Source organism: Nocardioides sp. zg-1228 (assembly GCF_017086465.1).
GTDB lineage: Bacteria > Actinomycetota > Actinomycetes > Propionibacteriales > Nocardioidaceae > Nocardioides.
The window spans coordinates 2455843-2476350 of the sequence record NZ_CP070961.1; the positions used below are offsets into that span (position 1 = coordinate 2455843).

Sequence of the window (20508 nt, forward strand, 5' to 3'; positions counted from 1 at the left end):
TCCCCCCGTGGCACGCGTGGTGGTGGTCGGCGGCGGGTTCGGCGGCATGGCCGCCGCGGCCCGGCTGGCCAAGCTCGGCCACGAGGTCACTCTGCTCGAGAGGTCCGAGCGGCTCGGCGGCGCGCTCACGACGGTGGAGCACGACGACTTCGCCTGGGACGCGGGACCGACCAGCACCCTGCTGCCGGCCGTCGTGCGCGACCTGTTCCGCAAGTCCGGTCGTCCGCTCGAGCGCGAGGTCGACCTCCAGCCGCTCGACGTGGTGCGCGAGCACCGTTTCGCGGACGGCTCGTCGCTGGTCCTGCCGGGCGGGTCGCGCGCGGCCCAGCTCGCAGCGTTCGACGAGCTCGGCGCCGGCCTGGGACAGCAGTGGGTCGATCACGTCGCGTCCTACGGCGAGCCGTGGGAGCTGCTGCGCAAGGAGTGGTACGAACGCCCCTTCGACGCCGACGTCGCCCCGAGCGAGCTGCTCAGGCTGCTGGAGCGGCGGGAGTCGCTGCACCGGCGGCTGCGCCGCACGCTCGGCGACGAGCGGCTGCGGCTGGTCGCCGGGCACCGGGTCGTCATGGACGGGCACGACCCGCGCGACGCGCCGGTGATCGCCGGCGTCGACGTCTACCTCGAGCAGCGCTTCGGCGCCTGGACCGTGCCGGGCGGGCTCGCCGCCCTGGGCACGGCGATGGCCGACCGGCTCGCCCTGCGGCGGGTCACGGTGCTCACCGGCACCCCCGCCGCAGACCTGGTGGTGCGCGCCGACCACGTGGTCGCGGTGCGGACCGCTGACGGCGACGAGCTCGACGCCGACGTCGTCGTCGTCGCCGTCGACCCGCGTCGCCTGCCCGCGCTCGCGAGCCACGTCCGCCGCACGAGAGCGGCCTGCCCGCCGGCGGTGTGCCACGTGGCCCTCGAGGGCGACCTGCCCGACCTGACGCACGAGGTGGTGCTGCACGGCGACCCGCTGCTCGTGGTGCGCACGGGCGGCCGGGCGCCCGACGGTGCCGCTGCGTGGACGGTGCTGGCGCGCGGGCGCCTCGGCGAGGACCTGCTCACGGCGCTGGCCCGCCGCGGCCTCGACGTGCGCCGTCAGGTCGTCGCCCGGATCGACCGCACGCCCCGCGACCTCGTCGAGGCGTGGGGCGGGTCCCCGCACGGCGTGCTCTGGCAGGGACCGCGCTCCGCTCGCACGCGACTCGGTCCCCGCACGCCGATCGAGGGCGTGCTCACCGCGGGCGCGCACGCCACGACGGGGTCGGGCCTGCCGTTCGCGGGCCTCAGCGCCGCCCTGGTCGCCGAGATGGTGGGTCGGGCCGAGCTCAGACGGTGATCTGCAGGTTGGCGAAGATCTCGCGCGTCGCCCTGGACCGGTTGAGGGTGTAGAAGTGCAGTCCCGGCGCGCCCGCGTCGAGCAGCGTCTCGCAGAGCTCGGTCGCGATCGCGATGCCCTCCGCGCGCAGCCGCGCCGGGTCGTCGGCGTGGGGCGTGAGCCGCGCGGTGACCTCGGCGGGGAGCTGACGGCGAGACAGCTCGACCATCCGCTCCATCGACCGGAGGCCGAGGATCGGCATGATGCCGGGGATGATCGGGAGGTCGGCCCCGACTGCCCACGCGCGCTCGACGAGCGCGACGTAGTCGGAGGCGCGCAGCACCATCTCGGTCACCGCGAACTCGGCCCCTGCGTCCTGCTTGGCCTTCAGCACGCGCGCGTCGTGGTCGAGGTCGGACGCGTCGACGTGCCCCTCGGGGAACGCCGCGACGCCGATGCGCATGTCGGCGCGCTCGCGAATGAGGGCGACCAGCTCGTTGGCGTAGGTGAGTCCGCCGTCGGTCGGGGTCCACGGGGCGCCGGGGCCGCCCGGGGGGTCGCCGCGCAGGGCCATGACGTGGTGCACGCCCGCGGCACCGAGGTCGTCGAGGATCGCGTGGAGCTCGTCGGTCGTGTGGCCCACGCAGGTGAGGTGCGCGACCGGGAGCAGGCCGGTCTCGCGGGCGATGCGCGCGGTGATCGCGACCGTGCGGTCCCGCGTGGTGCCGCCCGCGCCGTAGGTCACCGAGACGAACGTCGGGCGGTAGGGCTCCAGGTCGGTGATCGCCTGCCAGAGCTGCTCCTCGCCCGCCTCGTCCTTGGGTGGGAAGAACTCGAAGGAGAACGACCGCTCACCGCGCGCGAGGAGCTCGCGCATGCTCAGGCCGGGTGCGGAGGTCATGGCAACCAGCCTACGGAGCACAGCCGTGACCCCTCGTATCGTCCCACTGATTAGGCTGCACCGCGTGACCACCTGGGACCCCGCCGACTTCCGCGACCAGGTCCAGGAGGTGCTCGACGAGTTCCTCGCCGCCCGCGAGGCCGAGCTGGTCCCGCTCGGGCCCGATGCCGGCCGGCTGGTCGCCGAGGCACGGACGGCGGTGCGTGGCGGCAAGCGGTTCCGCGCGGCGTTCTGCCACTGGGGGCACCGCGCGATCCGCCCGGAGGTGGCCGACGAGGCCGCCCTCGCCCGCGCCTGCGCCTCCCTCGAGGTGCTGCACGCGAGCGCCCTCGTGCACGACGACCTCATGGACGCCTCCGACACCCGGCGCGGCCGCCCGGCGACCCACCGCGCGTTCGAGGCCGAGCACCGCGCCGCCGCGTGGCGCGGCGACCCGGAGCAGTACGGCGCGGCCGCAGCGATCCTGCTCGGCGACCTGCTGCTCGGCTGGGCCGGCGACATGCTGCGCGGCAGCGGGTTCGCGCCCGAGGAGGTGGCCCCCGGGCTGGCGCTCTTCGAGCGGTGCCGCAACGAGGTCATCGCCGGGCAGTTCCTCGACGTGTCGGTGCAGGCGCGCGGGCGCGCAGACGTCGACACCGCCATGACCGTGCTGCGCTACAAGTCGGCCAAGTACTCCATCGAGCGCCCCATCCACATCGGCGCCGCGCTCGCCGGCGCCACCCCCCGACAGCTCGACCAGCTCGGCCGCTTCGGGCTCCCGGTCGGCGAGGCGTTCCAGCTGCGCGACGACCTGCTCGGCGTCTTCGGTGACCCAGGCGAGACCGGCAAGCCGGCCGGCGACGACCTGGTCGAGGGCAAGCGCACGGTCCTGGTCGCGCTCGCCCTCGACGCCGCCCCGCGTGCCGCCGCCGAGCGGCTCGACGCCGCGCTCGGGACTCCGCTCAGCGACGCCGACGTCGACGAGCTCCGCGGGATCATCGAGGAGTCCGGAGCCCGCGCCCAGGTGGAGGCCGTGATCGGGCAGCTCGCCGACCACGCGGTCGAGGCGCTGCGATCCGCTGACATCGATCCGCACGCGTGCGACGTCCTCGTCGAGCTGGCGGCCGCCGCCACCCAGCGCACGGTCTGACCCACGCTCCCCGCCCGGCTCGGCCCGACGGCGGGGCCCGACGGCCTCAGTCCAGGCTGGTCACGCCCGGCAGCACCGGTCCCTCGCCGCGCAGCAGCACCACGAACGGCACGCCCCGATCGGCCTCGACACGCGAGCCCAGGACGCTGAGTGCGACGCTGAACGCCCTCTCGTCCGTCCGGGCCAGGGTCGCCCAGCCGTCCCACAGCAGCACGACGCCGTCGCGGTGCTCGCCGATGTCGTGCAGGCAGTCGGCGAGGGCGTCGAAGTTCTGGCCGTAGTGGTCGGGGAAGTCGAGGGCCTCCCCCACGGCGGCCAGGAAGGCGGGCTTGGTGTCGGCGCCGGTCCAGCCGTCGACGTAGCCGAAGCCCCACCCGGCGTGCTCCACTGCGTGGCGCACCTCCTCGACCTCGAACGCCGCGTGCCACCGGTGGATGCCGGGTGGCTCGCGTCCGGCCAGCACGGCCGCGAGCCCGCTCATCGACGTGCTCGCGTCGCTGCGTCGCTCACGTCTACCTCCGGATGCGCGAGAAGGAGCTGTAGTGGTCGCCGGTCCAGTAGAGCTCGCCGTCCTCGCCCGCCACGATGCGGCGGGCGCCACGGTGGTCGACGCCCGGCGTGGGCACCGTGTACTCACGGTAGTGGCCCGTCGGCCGGTCGGGCAGCAGCTCCTCGCGGTTGCCGAAGGTGGTGCCGTCGTGCTCGGGCTCGGGGAACGGTCCGCCCGCGTCGATCAGCTCCACCGTGCGTGCGGCCTCGGGCGGCAGGTCGGCGAGCCGGACGACCGGCAGGGCGCCGGACGTACCCCCGCTCGGCTCACTGGTCGGCTCACTCGTCGGTGTGGTCGTCGCGGTGAAGTCGTGGGTCGGGGACGACGAGGCCGACGGCGAGGGCGCGGACGGCTCGCCGGGCTGCCCGGTCCCGCCCTTCCAGCCGCCGCCGGCCAGCCACGCGACCAGCAGCGCGGCCGCGAGGAGCAGGAGCAGCCAGCGGTAGCGCTGCCTGCCGGTCGGGCCGGCAGGCGCCATCAGTACTCCAGCACCTGCGCCCGGCGCTTGACCTCGCTGCCGCGGTTCTCGCGCAGCGCGTCGATCGGGCGGCCCGGGAGGTCGTCGTCGGTGAAGAGCCACGCGATGCACTCGCGGTCGTCGAAGCGGTGGTCGTGCAGCAGCGTGAGCAGGCCGGGAAGACCCTTGACCACGACCCCGTCCTGGATGAAGGCCGCCGGCACCCGGGGGCCGGTGCCCGGCTCGGACACCGCGGCGGCCAGCTCGTGGTCACGGATCATCGTGCGCACCTTGCCCGGTGTGACACCGAGCAGCTTCGCGGCCTGGTCCCAGTCGAGCCACTCCGGGACGAGGGCGGCGAGGTCACGGTCGGCGAGGGGGACGTCACTCATGCGGGCAGCCTAGGTGAGAGGGGTCGCGGCCCGGCAGTCGCGGGCCCGGTGGAGTTGTCGCCGCGGCCACCGGTCCGTAGCGTGTCGCGGATGCGCCCACTCCGATCAGTCCTCGCGGCGAGCCTCGTGGGCCTGCTGGCCCTGACGCTCTCCCCGGCGGTCTCCCCCGCGTCCGCCGACCACTACGACGGTGCCCCGGGCCCGGTCCACGCCGGCAACACCTTCGGCTGGTACCAGCACGGTGTCTTCCGGCAGGAGTTCATCGGCCCGAAGCCGGGGTTCTGGAAGAAGAAGGGGCGCGGCGTCGTCCGCACCCAGAACGGCATGCTCACGCTCATGAGCACCACCCGCGGCAGCGTGTCCGCGACGCTGGACCTCAAGGGGAACACCTACGGGCGGTGGGAGATCCGCATGCGGGCGCGCACCATGTCGAAGGTCAAGGGCGGCAAGCCCTTCAAGGTCGTCACCGAGCTGGTGCCCGCCGGCACCCGCGACCAGCGCTGCGGCGGTCGCGACATCGCGCTGGAGAACTTCACCCTCGGCACCAACACCGTGAAGTCCTACGTGCACACGCTGCCCGACAACTCCTTCCGCGGCTTCCTCGGTCGCCACCTGCGCAACGACCGGTGGCACACCTACGCCGTGGAGGTCGCCGAGGACCACGTCTCGTGGTTCGTCGACGCCCACGTGATCCACACCGAGCGCCGCGCCGAGGCGCTCGACCCGGTGCCGCGGCAGCTGAAGTTCGAGCTCCGCGCGCAGGACGGCAAGACGATGGATCCGGCCCGGATGCAGATGGACTGGATGCGCTACTGGACGATGCGTGCGCCCAACGAGAAGTCGATCAAGGCCCCGCAGCTCGAGCTCAGCACGTTCCACGGAGCCTGCTGACGCCACGCCGGGGCCGCGCCTGAGCGTGGGCCGAGCCCCGGCTTCCGTACGATGGGCGCGCCGGTCCCTTCCCCGACCGGTGATGGAGGTCGACCGTGGAGCCACCGGAGCACGCCCGCGCGACAGCGCCCGGCGCTGCTGGCGACCCCCTGGTCGGACGCCTGCTGGACGACCGCTACCGCATCATCGCCCGGGTGGCGCGCGGCGGCATGGCCAGTGTCTACGAGGCCACCGACCTGCGGCTCGACCGCACGGTCGCCGTCAAGGTGATGCACCCCGGGCTCGGCGACGACCAGGAGTTCGCGCAGCGGTTCGTCCGCGAGGCGCGCGCCGCGGCCCGGCTCAACCACCCGCACGTCGTGGGCGTCTACGACCAGGGCGACGACACCTCGGACGGCACCGACACGATCTTCTTGGTGATGGAGTACGTGCCCGGCCACACGCTGCGCGACGTGATCCGCAAGGAGGCCCCGATGCCTCCCGCTCGGGCCGTGGCGCTGATCGAGCCGGTCGTCTCGGCGCTCGCCGCCGCCCACCGCGCCGGCCTGATCCACCGCGACGTCAAGCCGGAGAACGTGCTCATCGCCGACGAGGCGCACGGCGGCGGGGTGAAGGTCGCCGACTTCGGCCTGGCCAAGGCGGTCAGTGCCGACACCCAGCACACCGCCACCGGGGGCGTGCTGATCGGCACCGTGTCCTACCTCGCGCCGGAGCTCGTCGTCGACGGCCGGGCCGACGCCCGAGCCGACGTCTACGCGGTGGGGGTCGTGCTCTACGAGCTGCTCACCGGGACGAAGCCCCACGAGGGTGAGTCGCCCATCCAGGTCGCCTACCGGCACGTGCACCACGACGTCCCGATGCCGTCGCTGGTGCAGCCCGGCATCCCCGACTACGTCGACGCCCTGGTGGCCCGCGCCACGTCTCGCGACCGGGACCACCGTCCCGCCGACGCCACGGTCCTGCTGCACCACCTGCACCGCGTGGAGCAGGCACTGCGCGAGGGCCTCGACTCCGACACCGAGCTCGCCGCCGACCTGCTCCCCCGCCGTCCCAGCGCAGCGCCCGACGAGCCCGCCGTCAGCACCGACACGACACCGGAGCCCTTCGACGCCCGCGCGCTCGCGCTGCTCACCGAGGTCGACCCGCGCGACTCCGGGCTCGTCGACGACGGCACCCCGGATCGCACCACGGCACTGGAGCGGCACCCGGCGGCACCCGGCGGTCCGTCCCGACCGGCCCACCCGGCCGGGGCGGCCGTCCCGGCCGGCGCGCCCGGCCCGACGGCCGCCCCCGCCACCGTGGCCATGAGCACGATGAGCCCTGCGAGCCCTGCGAGCTCCAGGAGCGCGGCGCCGGCGACAGGCGCCGCCGCGCACCCCGCGCCGCGCGACGGCGCACGCCCGGTCCCCGGGCGCGGGCCGAGCCGGCCGGTGCCGGTCACCACCACCGCCCGCCGACGGTCCGTGAAGGGACCCGTCGTCCTGCTGCTGGCCGTCCTGCTCGTCGCGGGCGTCGCGGGCGGGGCGTGGTGGTTCGGCTGGGAGCGCTACACCACGACGCCCGGAGTCCTGGGCCTCGACGAGCCGGCCGCGACCGCCGAGCTCGAGGACGCCGGCCTCGCGGCCGAGGCCGGCGAGCCGGCGTACTCCGAGAACGTCGCCCCCGGACTGGTGATCGCCACCGACCCCGGCCCGGGCGGCAAGGTCCTCGACGGCGGCACCGTGACCCTCGTCCTGTCCCTCGGCCCCGAGCGCTACGACGTCCCCGACCTCACCGGGCAGACCGAGGACCAGGCCCAGGACTCCCTCGCCGCGACCAACCTCGCGTTCGGGTCGAGCAAGGGGCGCTGGAGCGAGACCGTGCCCGAGGGCCAGGTCATCCGCACCGCCCCGAAGGCCGGCACCACCCTCAAGCCCGGCGCCCCGGTCGACCTCGTCCTCAGCCGCGGTCGCAAGCCGATCGAGGTCAAGGACTGGACCGGCCGCTCCTTCGCCGACGCCCGCTCGGCGCTGGAGAAGCGCCGGCTCGCCGTCGACGTGAGCGCGGAGGAGTACAGCGACACCGTCCCCGAGGGCGACGTCATCTCCCAGGACCCGACGACCGGCACCCTCCACCGCGGCGACACCGTCTCGTTCGTCGTCTCGCTCGGCCCCGAGCTGGTCGAGGTGCCCCAGGTGCGGCGGATGGGCGTCGAGGCCGCCACCGAGCTGCTCGAGGGACTCGGGTTCGAGGTCGAGACCGAGCAGGCCGACATCCACCTCGGGCTCGGCTACGTCTCCGACTCCGACCCCGGTGCGGGCGAGAAGGTCCCGAAGGGCTCGACGATCACCCTGTTCCTCGTCTGAGGCCACCTCTCGTCGGTCGTCCACGCCTGAGGGCGGCGCCGGCGGCTCGGTGCGGCTGGCCTAGCATTTTCGGGTGAGCGCCGAGCAGACCCGTCGTACGTCCCTGCTGGCGGCGGCCGCGCTCCTCGCGCTCGCGGCGTGCTGGGGCTCGACGTTCTTCATGATCAAGGACCTGCTCGAGCGGGTGCCCACCCTCGACTTCCTCGCGGTGCGCTTCGGCATCGCCGCGCTCGTGCTGCTGGCGGTCGCACCCAAGGCGCTCGGGCGGCTGTCCCCGGTCGTACGCCGCCACGCCGTGGTGCTCGGGCTGCTCTACGGCGTCGCCCAGATCCTTCAGACGGCCGGGCTGGCGCACACGCCCGCCAGCATCAGCGGCTTCGTCACCGGGCTCTACGTCGTGTGCACCCCACTGCTCGCCGCCGCCATCCTGCGCACCCGGATCCCGCCGGTGACGTGGGCGGCCGTGGCGCTCGCGACCGTGGGCCTGGGGGTGCTGGCGCTCAACGGCCTGAGCATCGGCTACGGCGAGCTGATCACGCTGGCGTCGGCCGTGCTCTACGCGCTGCACATCGTCGGCCTCGGCGCCTGGTCGACCGCGCAGGACGCGGTCGGCATGACGATCCTGCAGATCGTGGTCATCGCGGTGGTCTGCACCCTCGCGACGGCCCACGACGGGATCGTGCTCCCCGACCGCGCCGCGGACTGGTGGGCCGTGGTCTACATGGCCGTGGTCGTCGGCGCCCTCGGCCTCCTGGGCCAGACCTGGGCCCAGGCGCACCTGCCTCCCACCCGCAGCGCGATCATCATGAGCATGGAGCCGGTGTTCGCCTCGCTCTTCGCCGTGTGGCTCGGCGGCGAGGACGTCACGACCCGCCTGCTGCTCGGTGGCGGGATGGTCCTGGTGGCGATGCTGACCGTCGAGCTCGCCCCGCGCCGCGCCGTCGAGGGTGAGGTGCCGCACATCGCCGTGTGAGCCGGGTCCGGTCGTCCGGACTCGGCCCCGAGGTGGGCGCGGCCGCCTATCGTTGGACCGTGGACACGTGCGTGGCGTGCGGCGCCGAGCTGGGGGTGGGGCGGTTCTGCCTCAACTGCGGGCACCGCATCGGCGCGCCCGCGCCGACTCGCCCCGCGCCGACTCCCCCCGCGCCGACAGGCGTCCCCCGGCCCGCCGCGTCCGCCCCCGACGTCGCGGTGGCCCCTGCCGCGCCGGCGCGCGGCACCTCGACGGGCTCCCCCGACACTGCCGACCCCTACACCGCCGACCCCGACACCGCCGACCGGGTCGCCGATCGTCCCGACGCCGCGCCCGTCCAGCCACCCGTCCAGCCACCCGTCCAGCCGCCTGTCCAGGCTGCGGACCCGACCCCGGTGCCCCCGACGACCCCTCCCGTCGACCCGGCCGAGCGCTCGTTCGGCCCCGAGCCGGAGCGGCCGGCGTGGGACCCCGGCGAGGACCTGCTGCCCTACGAGGAGGTCGACGACCTCGACAGCGACCTGCCGGTGCGGGGCAAGGCGTGGATCGGGTGGGTCGTCGGCGCCCTGCTGCTGGTGGGTCTGGCCTTCCTGCTCCTCCAGGTCCTCAGCACCGACGGCGACGACGCCGCGGGCGACCGGGCGACGAGCAGCGCCTCGGCCGACCCCTCCGCGCCCGGCGCGGGCGGAGGCGACAGCGACGACGAGGGCGAGGAGCCCGCCAAGGCGCGCAACCTCGCCCGGGGTGCCACCTTCGAGGTCCCCGGCACCGCGCCCCCGACGACCGACCTCGACGGCAACCTCGTCGCCTACGAGGCCGACCAGATGGGCGACGGGAAGCCGGGCACGGCGTGGCGCACGGCCGGCGACGCGACAGGTCAGTCCATCACGATCACCCTGCCCGAGCCGGCCGTCGTCACCCGCGTGGGGCTCATCAACGGCTACGCCAAGACCGTGGCGGGCGTCGACTGGTATCCCAACAACCGGCGCACGGTCGCGGTCCGGTGGGGCTTCGACGACGGCTCTTCGGTCGAGCAGGTGCTGGCCGAGCGACCGGGGATGCAGTGGCGCGACGTGCCCCCGGTGGAGACCTCGACGCTCACCCTCACGCTCGTCGACGTGACGTCGCCCGGCCCGGGCAGCCTCGGGCGCGACTACACCGCGATCAGCGAGGTCGGCATCAGGGGGCGGCCAGCCGGCTGAGCACCGCGGCCGCACGCTCGGCGTCCTCGCGCGAGATGTCGAGGTGGGTCACCAGCCGCACCGCGCGCGGTCCCACGGCCGCGATGCGCACGCCCTCCGCGGCCGCTCGCTCGACGAACGACACGGCGTCGGGCCGCTCGACGACCACGATGTTGGTGTCCACGGCCGCGGGGTCGAGCCCGAGCGCCTCGCCCAGCAGGCGGGCGTGCGCGTGGTCCTCGGCCAGGCGCTCGACGTGGTGGTCGAGGGCGTACGCACCTGCCGCGGCCAGCACGCCGACCTGGCGCATCCCGCCGCCCATGCGCTTGCGGCGCACCCGCGCCGTCGCGATCGCGTCGGCCGAGCCCACCATGAGCGAGCCGATGGGCGCCCCGAGGCCCTTGGACAGGCACACCGCGAGCACGTCGGCGATGCGCCCGTAGTCGGCGAGCGGCGTCCCGGTCGCCACGTGGGCGTTCCAGACCCGCGCGCCGTCGAGGTGGACCTTCGTCCCGGTCTCGTCCGCCCACGCACGCAGCGCGCGCAGGTCGTCGATCGGCAGCACCGTGCCGCCGGCGAAGTTGTGGGTGTTCTCCACCGACACGGCCGCGGTGCGCACGAAGAACGGGCCCATGTCGGGGGCGTACATCGTCTCGATCGCGGCGAGGTCGACCTGTCCGCGCGGGTGGGTCCAGGTGCGCATCGTGAGGCCGGTGATCGCCCCGTGCGCGCCGAGCTCGGCCCGCGCGATGTGGGCGGACGACTCGCACAGCACCTCCTCGCCCGGGGCCACGACGCTCGCCACGGCCAGCACGTTGGCCATCGAGCCGGTGGGCGTGAACATCGCCGCCTCGTGCCCGAACGTGGACGCGACCCGCTCCTCGAGCGCCGCGACCGTCGGGTCCTCGCCGTAGACGTCGTCGCCCACCTCGGCGCGGGCCATCGCCGCGCGCATCGCGTCGGACGGGCGGGTCAGGGTGTCGGAGCGCAGGTCGATCACGCGCCGAACCTACCCCCCTCCGCCCCACTGCCCGGAGACGAGTGCCCCACCCGTGGAGCCGTCAGGCCTTGCGGAGCATCTCCGCGACGAGGAACGCGAGCTCCAGGGACTGGACCCGGTTGAGCCGCGGGTCGCAGACCGACTCGTAGCGGTGGGACAGGCCCACCTCGTCGATCTCCTCGCCGCCGCCGACGCACTCGGTGACGTCGTCGCCGGTGAGCTCGACGTGGACCCCGCCGGGCCAGGTGCCGAGGCTGCGGTGGACGTCGAAGAAGCCCTGCACCTCCTCGATGACGTCGTCGAAGCGACGGGTCTTGTAGCCGGAGGAGGCCTCGAAGGTGTTGCCGTGCATGGGGTCGCAGACCCACGCGACGTTGAGGCCCTCGGCGCTGACCTTCTCCACCAGGGCGGGCAGGCCCTCGCGGATCCTGCCGGCGCCGAAGCGGGTGATGAACGTCAGCCGGCCGGGCGTGTTGTCCGGGTTGAGCCGCGCGGCGTAGGCCAGGGCGTCGTCGGGCGTCGTGGTCGGACCGAGCTTGATGCCGATGGGGTTCTTGATCCTCGAGAGCAGCTCGACGTGCGGCCCGTCGAGCTGGCGGGTGCGCTCACCGATCCACACGAAGTGCGCCGAGACGTTGTAGGGCAGGTCGGTGCGCGAGTCGATGCGGGTGAGGGCCTGCTCGTACTCCAGCAGCAGCGCCTCGTGACTGGAGTGGAAGTCGACGCGGTGGAACTCGTCGGGGTCGGCGCCGATCGCCTGCATGAAGGTCAGCGCCCGCTCGATCTCGTCGGCCACCGCCTCGTAGCGCCGGCCGAACGGCGAGCTCTGCACGAAGTCGGTGTTCCAGGTGTGCACCTGGCGCAGGTCGGCGTAGCCACCGGTCACGAACGCGCGGACCAGGTTGAGCGTCGCTGCCGAGGAGTTGTAGACCTCGACCAGGCGCTGCGGGTCGGGGATGCGGGCCTCGGGGGTGAAGTCGTAGCCGTTGACGGCGTCGCCGCGGTAGGCCGGCAGCGTCACGTCGCCGCGGGTCTCCTCGTCGGAGCTGCGGGGCTTGGCGTACTGCCCGGCGAGCCGGCCCAGCTTCACGACCGGCACCGAGGCGGCGTAGGTCAGCACGACCGCCATCTGCAGCAGCACCCGCAGCTTGTTGCGGACGTTGTCGGCGGTGACGCCGGCGAAGGTCTCCGCGCAGTCGCCGCCCTGGAGCAGGAACGCCTCGCCGCGGGAGACCGCGGCGATCTTGTCGGTGAGGTCGTCGCACTCACCCGCGAAGACCAGCGGCGGCGCGGTCCTCAGTCGGGCCACGGCCGCGTCGACCGCCCCGGCGTCGGGGTAGGTCGGCTGCTGGCGGGGCCCGAGCGCGTGCAGCTGCTCGAGGGTGGGGATGGCGCTCACGCGACAAGGGTACGGCGACGCCGCCTCCCTGCCCGAACCGTGACCGAACCCTGAACGGGTGACCCACGGCACGGACGTCACCGGGCGGGGCTCAGCCCCGCGGGACCAGCACGCCCTCGGCGTCGTCGACGCGCACGCCCCCCGCGCGGGTGCGGCTCGCCACCAGGGTGCCGGTGACGATCGAGCGAGGGGGGTAGGAGATCTGCGCCGGCGCTCCCTGGCGCGAGGTGGTCCAGAGCCGGGAGTCGAAGCCGACCGTGCCGCGGAACTGGCGGTTCTCGAGGACGAGCCGCTCGGCCGTGGCCTGCCCCACCACGTAGGACGCCTCGCCGCGGTAGAACAGGGAGCCGTGCGACACCTCGAGGACGCCGTCGCGCTGGCGGACAGTCTGGTCGTGCACCTCACCACTGAGGTAGACGTCGACTCCCCCGTCGACCATCGTGCGCCACAGGTCGGACGAGCGGCCCTTCTCGTAGACCAGGTGGGTGGAGTTGCGCACCCGCACCGCACCGGGCATCGGCGTGTGGGCCTGCACCATCACCCACGGCACGTCGTCGCGCTCGGCGCGCCGGAGCACCCCGGCCAGCCAGCGGAGCTGGGCGGGGTCGACCGACACGTGCACGTCGCCGCCGCGGCGCTCGAAGACGTCGAGGCTCACCAGGAGCACGTCGCGGTCGAGCCGCACGGCGTAGGCGGTGTGCCGCGCCGGTCCGCGCGGGGGACGGTCGGCGAACCGGGGCAGTCCGTCGCTCCCGCTCAGCGCGTGCTGGGCGAAGATCCGCTTGAACTCGGGGAGGTGGCGGCGCTTGAAGTCGACCCACGGGTCGCCCCGCCGGGCCCGCCAGGGGTCGTCGCCGATCTCGTGGTCGCCGACCGCCGGGTAGGTGGCCAGACCGCGGTCGGCGAAGCGCTCGAACCACGCCGGGTAGTAGACGTCGGCCGCCCGGCGCCACGCGCGCAGCCGCTGGGCGTCGGTGCGGACCGGGCCGAACACGCCGGTCCGGGAGTCGTCGCGCCCCCAGCGGCCCTCGACGAGGTCGCCGGCGACCAGGACGTCGTCGGCACCCTGGTCGGCCATCTCGTCGATGACCCGGCCGAGGGCGGTCTCGTAGGCCTCGTTGGTCGAGTTGGCCACCTCGCCCGTGGCGGCGACGACGTGCTCGCGACGACCGCCGGCGGTGAGGTCGGCGACGTCCTGGTTGAGGAAGTCGGGTGCCGAGACGAACCGGTAGGCCCCGGCCAGGTCGGGGGCCGAGGGCACCGGCGGGCGGTCCCGCGGGCCACGGGCACGGAGGGCGGGGTCGGACGCAGCGTCGGCGTCACCGGCGCGACCGGCGGACGCCGGCGGCACGCTCTGCCCGGGGTAGTCGGAGCCCGGCGCCGCGCTGGCCGACGAGCCGGACGAGGTGGCCGTGGAGCAGCCGAGTGCACCGGCGACGAGCACCGCCAGCAGGGGCCCGAGAGGTCGTCGCATCACCCGGACAACCGTAGAGGTCGCGACCGACGTCCGCGCGAGGACCCGCGGACGTCGTCGGTGCCGACTCACTCGTCGAGGTGGTCGATGTCGCGGAACCCGGTCTTCTTGGCCCGCACGCCGCGGTTGGTCATCCAGGTCAGGGCCCACAGCACCACGCCGATGGCGAGGAGCCCGGCGGCGATCTTGTACTGCACCATGTCGGCCTCCAGCCGCGCCCACGGCCCGAGGAGGTAGCCGCAGCAGAGGGCGCCGACGACGGGCAGGAACGACGGCGCGCGGAACGCGTCGTCCGGCGTGGGGTCGCGTCGGAGCACCAGGCAGGCGATGTTGACGATGGTGAACACCGCCAGCAGCAGGAGCGCCGTGGTGCCCGAGAGCGCCCCGACGACCGAGGACTCCGAGTCGAGGGTGACGACGGTGATCAGGCCGAGCGCCAGGAGCGTGGTGAAGAGGATCGCCGTCCACGGGGAGCGGCGACCGGCCAGCACCTTGCCGAGCGAGCGCGGGAGCACGTCCTGGCGCGCCATGCCGTAGATGAGCCGGCTCGCCATCAGCATGTTGATGAGGGCGGTGTTGGCGACCGCGAAGACGGTGAGGAACGGGAAGACGGTGTCGATCGGCAGGTCGGGGGCGCCGATCTTCACGACGTCGAGCAGGATGCCCGCCTCGGCGTTGGTCGGCTCGAGGATCTGCCCCGACGGGATGACCGCCACCACCGAGATGGCGACGAGCATGTAGATCACGACGGCGATGCCCAGGCCGGTGAGCATGGTGCGCGGGAAGATCCGGAGCGGGTCGCGGGTCTCCTCCACCATGTTGACGGAGTCCTCGAAGCCCACCATCGAGAAGAAGGCGATCGCCGTGGCGATGGTGACGGCCATGAACAGGCCCTTGTCGTCGGGGCTCTCGAAGACCGTGATCCGTCCGAGGTCGCCTTCGCCGCGGCCGATCACCCAGACCCCGAGGCCGATGACGATGGCGAGGGCCGTCATCTCCACGATCGTGAGGATCACGTTGAACTTCACGCTCTCCCCGACGCCGCGGAGGTTGATCGCGGCCAGCACCACCATGAAGACGAGCGCCGTCACGAGGGTGGTGCCGGTGCTCGGGTCGTCGTTGCCGAAGCCGATGAGCAGGTTGGCGGCCAGGAGGTTGGAGGACGTCGACGCGCTCGTGACGCCCGAGCACACCACCGTGAAGGCCACCAGGAAGGTGATGAAGTGGATGCCGAAGGCCTTGTGCGTGTAGAGCGCGGCGCCCGCGGCCTGCGGATACTTGGTGACCAGCTCGAGATAGCTGAACGCCGTCACGGTCGCGACCGCGAAGGCGACCAGGAACGGCAGCCACGCGACGCCGCCGACCTGACCGGCCAGCTTGCCCGTCACGGCGTACACCCCGGCGCCGAGGATGTCGCCGACGATGAACAGGAGCAGCAGCTTCGGGCCGAGCACCCGCTTGAGCTCGGTGGTCTCCGATCCGTTGACGTCCTGCTCCGCGGCTTCTGTCGCGCTCATCCGAGGCTCCCATCGTCGGCCCGTGCCCCCGCACGGCATTCCCCTCACAATGGCCCTGCCGCGGGGACGTGGCAACCACCGCAGCATCCCGGACGGCGTCGTGTCGCACGCTGAGCCGCACCGGCACCACCGAAGGGGTGGGCCCGACGCCACATGGACTCCCCTACCGGGCATGTGAACGTTCCAACTACGCTGCCCCCCATGCCGAAGCGTGTTGCGATCCTGACGGCCGGCGGATACGCCCCGTGCCTGTCCTCCGCGGTGGGGGCACTGATCGAGACCTATGACGCCACCGACCCCGACATCGAGCTCATCGCCTACCGGCACGGCTACCACGGGCTGCTGACCGGCAACAGCGTCACGGTCGGTCCCGAGGAGCGCGTCGGCGCCGCGCTGCTCCACCGGTTCGGCGGCAGCCCGATCGGCAACAGCCGCGTCAAGCTGACCAACGACGACGACTGCCGCCGTCGCGGGCTCATCGGCGAGGGCGAGACCGCCCTCGAGGTGGCCGCCGCGCGGCTGCAGGCCGACGGCGTCGACGTGCTGCACACCATCGGCGGCGACGACACCAACACCGCGGCGGCCGACCTGGCGGCGCACCTCGAGGCCCGGGGCTCGCACCTGACGGTCGTCGGCCTGCCCAAGACCATCGACAACGACATCGTCCCGATCCGGCAGAGCCTCGGCGCGCTGACCGCCGCCGAGGAGACCGGGCGCTTCGCCCGCAACGTGCTCGCCGAGCACGGCTCCAACCCGCGGATGCTGATCGTGCACGAGGTGATGGGCCGCGCCAGCGGCTGGCTCACCGCGTCGGCCGCGCGCGCCTACATGGCCTGGCACGCCGAGCAGGACTGGCTGCCCGGCATCGGCCTCGACCCCCGCACCTGGGCGATCCACGCGGTCTACGTGCCCGAGATCCACATCGACCTGGCCGCCGAGGCCGAGCGGCTGCGCGCCGTGATGGACGAGACCGGATGCGTCAACATCTTCCTCGCCGAGGGGGCCGGCATCGACGACATCGTCGCCGATCTCGAGGCGACCGGGGAGACGGTGGGCCGCGACCCGTTCGGCCACGTCAAGATCGACACCATCAACCCGGGACAGTACTTCGCCGACCGCTTCTCCGAGGCCATCGGCGCGGAGAAGACCATGGTGCAGAAGTCCGGCTACTTCTCCCGCTCCGCGCCGGCCAACGAGACCGACCTGGCGCTGGTTCGCGAGATGGCCGAGCTGGCCGTCGCCTGCGCCCTCGAGGGCCGGGCGGGCGTCATCGGGCACGACGAGGACCGCGGCGACGAGCTGCGCGCCATCGAGTTCGAGCGGATCGCCGGCCACAAGCCCTTCGACGCCTCGCAGCAGTGGTTCACCGACCTGCTCGCCGGGATCGGCCAGGCCTGAGCTCGGTGCACGTGGCTAGGCCGTGTCCGGCTCCGCCTGCTCGGAGCGGTCGGTCACCCGCCGCCCGGCGGCCGGCAGCACGCGCGGCAGCCGCTGGAGGTAGGCCGCGCTGACCACGGCGACCAGCGCCAGCACCCACCACAGCGTGGTCTGCCCCTGCGCGAGCAGCCAGGTGAACGCGATCGGGGTCACCGCTCCCCCGATGCCCCAGCTGAGCTGGAACAGCCCGAGGTAGCGGCCCCGGAGGTGGTCGGGGGCGGCCTCGGCGGCCGTCGCGCTGAACACCGGCCCGCCCACGAGCTCGCCGCTGGTGTAGACGGCGGCGCCGACCAGCATGGCCACGACGGCGAGCCACACCGGCAGCCAGCCGGCGAGGACGAACAGTGCGTAGCCGACCACGAAGACGACCTGGGCCAGGCCCATCATCCGGGCCCGGACCTGTCCGTTCATGCGGCGTACGACGAGTCCCTGGCAGAGCCCGACCATCGCGGTGTTGAGGGTGAAGATCGCCCCGACCACCCAGCCCGGGAGGGCGATCGTCTCGGCGACGTAGACCGGCAGCGCGAAGTTGAGCACCATCATGCCCGCCACGAATCCGAGCTGGCCCGCCACCAGGCGCAGGTAGGCCCCGTCGCGCAGGACCACGCCCCAGCCCTCGACCGGTGCGTCGTCGGCGTGTGCGGCGCGGTGGTCGGGCACGTCGAGCAGCAGGACGAACGCCAGGACGAAGGTCACCGCGTTGACCACCACGACCGACTGGTAGGCGAGATCGGTGCCGATCTGCAGTGCCAGCCCGGCCAGCACGCCGCCGACGGAGTAGCCGAGGTTGCGCACCGCCTGGAGGAACCCGAACCACACCTCCCGCTCCCCCGGCGCCGAGATCGCGGTGACGACGTTGCCGAAGGACCCCCAGAACGACTGGCGCCCGAGGTTGAGCAGGGTGGCCCACAGCGCCACGGCGAGCAGCGAGTCGGCCCACAGGTAGGCCACCATGCCGGCGGCCTGGACCAGGTTGCCCGCGAGCATCATCCGGCGCGGGCCGAACCGGTCGACGAGGGCGCCGATGACGAAGGCCCCGGGCATCGTCAGCAGCGCCGAGATCGACAGCGCCGACCCGACCTGCACGAGGGACAGATCGGTCATCGCGATGAAGTAGAGCAGCGTGATCGGCATGAACAGCCCACTGCCCACGGTGTCGGCGACGATCGCGGCCACGAACCTGCGGTGCTCCCCGACGTGGGGGAAGCCGAGACGGGTCAGCACGTGCTCACACTAGGGTCGGGCCATGACATTCTCGATCGTGGCTCGGTCCGACGACGGTGAGTCGTGGGGCGTCGCGGTGGCCTCCAAGTTCCTGGCCGTGGGTTCGGCCGTGCCTGCGGCCGCCGCGGGCATCGGCGCGGTCGCCACGCAGGCCGACGCCAACACCTCCTACAAGTACCTCGGCCTCGCCCACCTCGACGACGGCGCGACCGCCCAGGTCGCCCTCGACCGGCTGGTGGAGGACGACGAGGACCGCGAGCACCGGCAGGTCGGCATCGTCGACTCCGACGGCAACGCCGCGACCTTCACCGGAGCCGAGTGCTTCGCCTGGGCGGGCGGGACGACCGGACGCAGCGGTGAGCGGGGCGGCTACGCCATCCAGGGCAACATCCTCACCGGACCCGAGGTGGTGGAGGCGATGGAGCGGGCGTGGATCGGCGCCGAGGGCCGCTCGCTCGAGCGCCGCCTGCTCGCCGCGCTGGCGGCGGGCGACGAGGCGGGCGGCGACAGCCGCGGGCGCCAGTCCGCGGCGCTGCTCGTCGTGCGCGACGGCGCCGGCTACGGCGGCCACGACGACGTCGCGGTGGACCTCCGGGTGGACGACCACGCCGACCCCGTCGCCGAGCTGACGCGTCTGGTCGAGCTCAACGAGCTCTACCTGACCGCCTCGACGCCCGAGGAGCAGGTGCCGGTCGACGACGCACTGATGATCGAGCTCGAGTCGCTCGCCAAGGCGGAGGGCAAGGACAGCTTCCGGGAGTGGGTCGGGTCGGAGAACTACGAGATGCGCGTCGCGCCGGGCCTGCGGCCGGCCTGGATCGACCGTCGGGTGCTCGCGATCCTCCGGGGCGACGCGCAGTGAGCATCCTGGCCATCGACGCCGGCACCACCGGGGTCACCGCCGTCGTCGTCACGCCCGACGGCCGGATCGCGGCCACGGGCTACCAGGAGTTCCGGCAGCACTTCCCGCGGCCCGGCTGGGTCGAGCACTCGGCCGAGGAGATCTGGCAGGCCACCATCGAGGCCACCCGCGAGGTGCTCACCAAGGTCGACCAGTCGGAGCTGACGGCGATCGGCATCACCAACCAGCGCGAGACGATCGTGCTGTGGGACCGCGAGACGCTCGGCTCGCCGCGGCGGGCGATCGTGTGGCAGGACCGGCGCACGGCAGACATCTGCGACCGGCTCCGCGCCGAGGGCCACGAGGACCGGGTCGCCGAGCTCACCGGCCTGCGCCTCGACCCGTACTTCTCCGGCACCAAGCTGACGTGGCTGGCCGAGAACGAGCCGCACACGTGGGCGCTCGTCCAGTCCGGCAGGTACGCCGTCGGCACGGTCGACTCCTACCTCATCGCCCGGATGACGCGCGGCACGTGGCACGTCACCGACGTCTCCAACGCCTGTCGCACCCTCCTGCTCGACCTCGAGTCGGGCGAGTGGTCCGACGAGCTGTGCGAGCTCTTCGGCGTCCCCCGCGACGCTCTGCCCGACCTGGTGCCCAACTGGGGCGAGATCGCACCGACCGACCCGGCCACCTTCCTCGGCCTGTCCCTGCCGATCGCGGGGGTCGCGGGCGACCAGCAGTCCGCGCTCTTCGGGCAGACCTGCTTCGACGAGGGCGAGTCCAAGTGCACCTACGGCACCGGCTCCTTCGTGCTCACCAACACCGGCAGCACGGCCGTGCGCAGCGACGCCGGCCTGCTGTCGACCGCGGCCTGGCGCTCCCCCGACGGTGGGCTGACCTACGCCCTGGAGGGCGCGATCTTCGTCACCGGAGCGGCGGTGCAGTGGCTGCGCGACGGGTTGCAGATCGTCGGCAGCGCCGCCGAGACCGCGGCCGTCGCCGCCACCGTGGACGACTCCGACGGCGTGGTCTTCGTGCCCGCGCTCACGGGGCTCGGGGCACCGCACTGGGACCCGCACGCCCGGGGCGCCATCCTCGGCATCACCCGCGGCACCACGCGCGCCCACCTCGTGCGCGCCACGCTCGAGGGGATCGCCTTCGAGGTGCGCGACGTGCTGGAGACCCTGCCCGAGCTCACCACGCTGCGCGTCGACGGCGGCGCGGCGGCCAACGACTTCCTCTGCCAGCTCCAGGCCGACCAGGTGGGCCGGGCCGTGGAGCGTCCGGAGATCGTGGAGACGACGGCGCTGGGCGCCGCCTTCCTCGCCGGGCTCGGCACCGGGGTGTGGGACTCGACCGACGAGCTCCGCGCGACGTGGTCGCTGGACCGCCGCTTCGAGCCCGGCGGCGACCGCGGCGCACTCGACGCGGCCTACGCCAGGTGGAGCGAGGCCGTGGAGCGGTCGAAGGGCTGGGCGAGCCTCGGCTGAG

General features: G+C 73.6%; 18 protein-coding genes. 9 read left to right on the top strand and 9 right to left on the bottom strand.

All coding sequences use genetic code 11. The features are described from left to right. Nucleotides 1-7 precede the first annotated feature (7 nt). Nucleotides 8-1324 (top strand): FAD-dependent oxidoreductase, encoded by a 1317-nt coding sequence (locus JX575_RS11845; protein WP_186341050.1) that lies wholly within the window; start codon nucleotides 8-10, stop codon nucleotides 1322-1324. Here JX575_RS11845 and metF read toward each other — a convergent pair. Further along, nucleotides 1314-2204, bottom strand: coding sequence for a methylenetetrahydrofolate reductase [NAD(P)H] (metF, locus tag JX575_RS11850; RefSeq protein WP_186341049.1), 891 nt, complete (start codon nucleotides 2202-2204; stop codon nucleotides 1314-1316). The genes JX575_RS11845 and metF overlap by 11 nt on opposite strands. A gap of 64 nt (nucleotides 2205-2268) precedes the next feature. Between metF and JX575_RS11855 the strand changes: the two genes are divergently transcribed. Further along, nucleotides 2269-3333, top strand: coding sequence for a polyprenyl synthetase family protein (locus tag JX575_RS11855; RefSeq protein ID WP_241005122.1), 1065 nt, complete (start codon nucleotides 2269-2271; stop codon nucleotides 3331-3333). A 46-nt stretch (nucleotides 3334-3379) separates the two neighbouring features. On the opposite strand, the gene JX575_RS11860 is transcribed toward JX575_RS11855, so the two are convergent. Genes JX575_RS11860 through JX575_RS11870 form a run of 3 tightly spaced genes read right to left on the bottom strand, consistent with a single transcriptional unit; the run spans nucleotide 3380 to nucleotide 4732 of the window. After that, nucleotides 3380-3814: a barstar family protein gene (locus tag JX575_RS11860; protein ID WP_186341047.1), complete on the bottom strand. Its 435-nt coding sequence runs from the start codon at nucleotides 3812-3814 to the stop codon at nucleotides 3380-3382. 31 nt (nucleotides 3815-3845) lie between these two features. Then, entirely contained in the window at nucleotides 3846-4361 is a 516-nt protein-coding gene (locus JX575_RS11865; RefSeq protein WP_186341046.1) for a ribonuclease domain-containing protein, read from the bottom strand. Further along, on the bottom strand, nucleotides 4361-4732 hold the full coding sequence (locus JX575_RS11870; protein ID WP_186341045.1) for an Rv2175c family DNA-binding protein: 372 nt from the start codon (nucleotides 4730-4732) through the stop codon (nucleotides 4361-4363). The genes JX575_RS11865 and JX575_RS11870 overlap by 1 nt, the downstream gene beginning before the upstream one ends. A gap of 90 nt (nucleotides 4733-4822) precedes the next feature. Between JX575_RS11870 and JX575_RS11875 the strand changes: the two genes are divergently transcribed. From JX575_RS11875 to JX575_RS11895, 4 genes are all read left to right on the top strand, one after another. Further along, nucleotides 4823-5623: a glycoside hydrolase family 16 protein gene (locus JX575_RS11875; RefSeq protein WP_186341044.1), complete on the top strand. Its 801-nt coding sequence runs from the start codon at nucleotides 4823-4825 to the stop codon at nucleotides 5621-5623. Between the two features lie 95 nt (nucleotides 5624-5718). Continuing rightward, complete coding sequence (locus tag JX575_RS19670) at nucleotides 5719-7968, top strand: PASTA domain-containing protein (RefSeq protein WP_241005123.1); 2250 nt, start codon at nucleotides 5719-5721, stop codon at nucleotides 7966-7968. A 73-nt stretch (nucleotides 7969-8041) separates the two neighbouring features. Continuing rightward, nucleotides 8042-8941, top strand: a complete 900-nt coding sequence (locus JX575_RS11890; protein WP_241005124.1) for a DMT family transporter — start codon at nucleotides 8042-8044, stop codon at nucleotides 8939-8941. 59 nt (nucleotides 8942-9000) lie between these two features. Next, on the top strand, nucleotides 9001-10143 hold the full coding sequence (locus JX575_RS11895; RefSeq protein ID WP_186341043.1) for a hypothetical protein: 1143 nt from the start codon (nucleotides 9001-9003) through the stop codon (nucleotides 10141-10143). Here JX575_RS11895 and JX575_RS11900 read toward each other — a convergent pair. The 4 genes from JX575_RS11900 to JX575_RS11915 form a co-directional block, all read right to left on the bottom strand. After that, entirely contained in the window at nucleotides 10121-11122 is a 1002-nt protein-coding gene (locus JX575_RS11900) for a GntG family PLP-dependent aldolase (protein WP_186341042.1), read from the bottom strand. The two genes, JX575_RS11895 and JX575_RS11900, sit on opposite strands and share 23 nt — an antisense overlap. Nucleotides 11123-11183: 61 nt before the next feature. Further along, a complete protein-coding gene (locus tag JX575_RS11905) occupies nucleotides 11184-12521 on the bottom strand; it encodes a 3-deoxy-7-phosphoheptulonate synthase class II (RefSeq protein ID WP_186341041.1) in 1338 nt (445 codons plus the stop codon). A gap of 91 nt (nucleotides 12522-12612) precedes the next feature. Then, nucleotides 12613-13998, bottom strand: a complete 1386-nt coding sequence (locus JX575_RS11910) for a metallophosphoesterase (protein ID WP_186341040.1) — start codon at nucleotides 13996-13998, stop codon at nucleotides 12613-12615. A gap of 65 nt (nucleotides 13999-14063) precedes the next feature. Next, nucleotides 14064-15512: an APC family permease gene (locus tag JX575_RS11915; RefSeq protein WP_186341039.1), complete on the bottom strand. Its 1449-nt coding sequence runs from the start codon at nucleotides 15510-15512 to the stop codon at nucleotides 14064-14066. A gap of 201 nt (nucleotides 15513-15713) precedes the next feature. Between JX575_RS11915 and JX575_RS11920 the strand changes: the two genes are divergently transcribed. Next, nucleotides 15714-16910, top strand: coding sequence for a pyrophosphate--fructose-6-phosphate 1-phosphotransferase (locus tag JX575_RS11920; protein ID WP_186341038.1), 1197 nt, complete (start codon nucleotides 15714-15716; stop codon nucleotides 16908-16910). Between the two features lie 15 nt (nucleotides 16911-16925). Here the strand turns inward: JX575_RS11920 and JX575_RS11925 are convergent, their stop codons facing one another. After that, a complete protein-coding gene (locus JX575_RS11925) occupies nucleotides 16926-18173 on the bottom strand; it encodes an MFS transporter (RefSeq protein ID WP_206054381.1) in 1248 nt (415 codons plus the stop codon). A gap of 22 nt (nucleotides 18174-18195) precedes the next feature. On the opposite strand from JX575_RS11925, the gene JX575_RS11930 reads away from it, so the two are divergent. After that, nucleotides 18196-19035: a DUF1028 domain-containing protein gene (locus JX575_RS11930; protein WP_186341037.1), complete on the top strand. Its 840-nt coding sequence runs from the start codon at nucleotides 18196-18198 to the stop codon at nucleotides 19033-19035. Next, nucleotides 19032-20507, top strand: coding sequence for a glycerol kinase GlpK (glpK, locus tag JX575_RS11935; RefSeq protein ID WP_186341036.1), 1476 nt, complete (start codon nucleotides 19032-19034; stop codon nucleotides 20505-20507). Before JX575_RS11930 ends, glpK begins: the two co-directional genes overlap by 4 nt. Nucleotide 20508: the final 1 nt, after the last annotated feature.